A 2,563-nucleotide genomic window follows, 5' to 3' on the forward strand; every position below is an offset into this window, starting at 1 on the left:
AAGTGTCGGACTCATCCTAATTAGTTTTTTAAAACCATGTCTCACAATACTTTCACTTACAGGCATTCTGAGTTGCCCACGTTTCGTCCTGAAATAAAAGCCGAAATTGTAGCCCTAGGACTGCACGCCGACGATTTGATTTTAAAGAGTCAGGGCAATTACCGCGAACTCGAAGAACTCGCCGAAACGCTCAGCACTTGCCTGGATACTTGCGAGCTAAACCTTCAAGCAATCCGAATAATTCCCGACGACAGCAACCCGCAACCCGTCGCAGTTGGCACGATGACAGATTTACCCATTAACGAGCAAACTATTATTTTCGGGACTGCACTATTTAGCGCAATGGTTTTATCAACATTGCAAAGGATAACAGGGGCAGACGCAGAGATTTTGCTTTCAAGAATATCAGAACAAGTCAACATCGAAATGAATGAAATCAGCGACGAACAAATTACCGCATCTCTAGCCAACTACCTGGCAACTTACCGCGAGAATCCCATGCAACAAGCTTTTAGGGTCAAAGTGCCAATCATTTAAAAACAATAAAAAGCGGTCAATTCATAACTTTGACCGCTCGCACGTCCGAGCTATCTTGACTCTTTTTCACAATGCCCATCTACCAATTTATCATGAAAGCCCAATCCCAAACTAAACAGATTGCCAAGCTAATCGAGTCGGCAAAACAGCAATTCGGCGATTTTAGCGAAGTTCAAAAACAAGAAATCTTTCTCTGCATCAAGGAAGCCAAGGCGCGGGGATTATTGCGAAAGCAGCCGCGCGATAGGTGTTTGAGCGAGTACGTCAACGCGGCTAATTACTTGCTGCGAATTCATTCAACTGAGGAATTCGGGCGGGCGCTAACTCAAAGCCTTGACTACATATACGTATACGTCGCTCTCGTCAGTACCAATTCAATCACTGCTTACCAATGATTAAACCCAGAACGACCATTTTCGATTTGCCGTTAGACGAAAAATTCAAAATTGCTAGCTGCTGTCTGGCAACAGAGTTTTTGTCAGAACTTGCAATTTCAAACGGAATAACGAGAGAAGCCTTAATGGATGAAAATTTAAAATTCTTGAAACAACAACTAGGAACTGAGATGCCTAGCGAAGCGCACCTCAACTCGATTTTGAAACAGTTTTTAGAGATTGATGAGTCTCTTTGACAAACCGCCTGAGGATGGCCGCCTCGACTCAGCGGCCGAAACTCCCCTTAATAATGGGGAGTCGCGGGATGAGTCCTCGGACGAGTGGCGCTTTAAAAGTGAAATTAGCTTAGTTGCTATCCTGCCTTCGTAAGCGCCAGCCCGCATCAAACCGGACAAATAAACGAGCCTTAATCAGTGAAGTAAGCATTAATTTGCTTTTGGGAGATTCGTAGGCTCCTTGTCCTTTCAACTTTTTCTCTCCCCAAACAAGATGAAATATTTAATCGTCGGCATTGACGTTTCTCGGTCGTCAATTGCCGCGTGCTTCATGCTGAAAAAACCCAGCAACCCCCGCGATGACTATTTCGACGCCGATATCGAAGTGTTTCGCTCGAACTTTGAAAATTTGAATAAATTAAGGGCAAAAATTGAAAGCTTCAAAGCCGATAAAGTTGTAGCCATTTGCGATCCCACCGGGATGAACTACGCGCAATTGTGGATGAACAAGCTTGGCGACTGGGGTTGCGAAGTACGGATGATTTCCAACAGCAAACTGCCAAACTACAGGGCAGAGCTGATGGGAAAGGAAGGCAAGAGCGGGGCAAAGACTGACGACATTGACGCTTTTGCGATCGCCTGCTGGTACTTTGACAAAGGGTCCGACAGCTACCTCAAGATTCGCGACCCCCTAGTCGCTCAAATCAAACACATTTGCCTGCGGCTGGAGCACCTCAACCGAGTGCAAAGCCCAATCGTCAACCGAATGCGGCAGGAGTTAGCGTGGCAGTGTCCGGAAGTTGCTCTAGTGAGATCGGCAAAATTGCAAGAGGAATTGCCGCCGCTGCTGTGGGGGTGGCTGGCCGGACGGCGAAAATCGAAAAAGTACGATCGCGTTTTGGAGGCGACGATCGGTTCGGGCATCGAACCCCAAACTCGGTGGGCCGCCAAGCAATACTGCGAAATTGAGGAGGAAATCTTCAAGCTCAAAAAGCAATTGGTTCAACTGATTGACAGTCCGCAGTTTACGGAGTATCGCCGGATTTTTACCAAGTTTGGATTTGGCTATCAACTCTAGGGCTACTTGCTGGGAGCGATTTACCCGATCGAAGATTTCCTCAAAGACGGTCAGCCGGAAGTCAAACTCCGCAAGAACCGCCAGACCGGGAAAGAGTCCAAGCTCAAACTTTCAGAGCGCCGCTTCATGCGGGCCGTTGGCATGGGCGTAGTTCGGGAGGACAGCGGTCAGAAGAAGAAGGGCAAACAGTCAGGCAGCGCGCTTTGCAGGAAAGCGCTTTGGCAGTGGTGTTTCACGCGCTTAGAGGTAAGCCGAAACAATCCGCCGCTGAAATTTGTTTACGGTCAAGGCACAAACGCAGAGCAAATGTCGCCGTCCGAAAACTTGAGGCGGCGAAA

At 47.6% G+C, this 2,563-nt stretch carries 4 protein-coding genes and 1 pseudogene; all 5 read left to right on the forward strand.

The features are described from left to right. Nucleotides 1-36: 36 nt before the first annotated feature. On the forward strand, nucleotides 37-537 hold the full coding sequence (locus QUA78_RS32165) for a hypothetical protein (RefSeq protein ID WP_333399241.1): 501 nt from the start codon (nucleotides 37-39) through the stop codon (nucleotides 535-537). A gap of 92 nt (nucleotides 538-629) precedes the next feature. Beyond that, a complete protein-coding gene (locus tag QUA78_RS32170) occupies nucleotides 630-932 on the forward strand; it encodes a hypothetical protein (protein WP_333399242.1) in 303 nt (100 codons plus the stop codon). Then, a complete protein-coding gene (locus tag QUA78_RS32175; RefSeq protein ID WP_333399243.1) occupies nucleotides 929-1,168 on the forward strand; it encodes a hypothetical protein in 240 nt (79 codons plus the stop codon). Before QUA78_RS32170 ends, QUA78_RS32175 begins: the two co-directional genes overlap by 4 nt. Nucleotides 1,169-1,421: 253 nt before the next feature. Continuing rightward, nucleotides 1,422-2,225 carry an IS110 family transposase gene (locus tag QUA78_RS32180; RefSeq protein ID WP_333399244.1) on the forward strand — a complete coding sequence of 268 codons (804 nt, stop codon included), beginning with the start codon at nucleotides 1,422-1,424 and terminating at the stop codon, nucleotides 2,223-2,225. 6 nt (nucleotides 2,226-2,231) lie between these two features. After that, nucleotides 2,232-2,563 (forward strand): annotated as a pseudogene (locus QUA78_RS32185) (hypothetical protein); the annotation flags it as partial.

It is taken from the genome of Microcoleus sp. K4-B3, from assembly GCF_036704615.1.
GTDB lineage: Bacteria > Cyanobacteriota > Cyanobacteriia > Cyanobacteriales > Microcoleaceae > Microcoleus.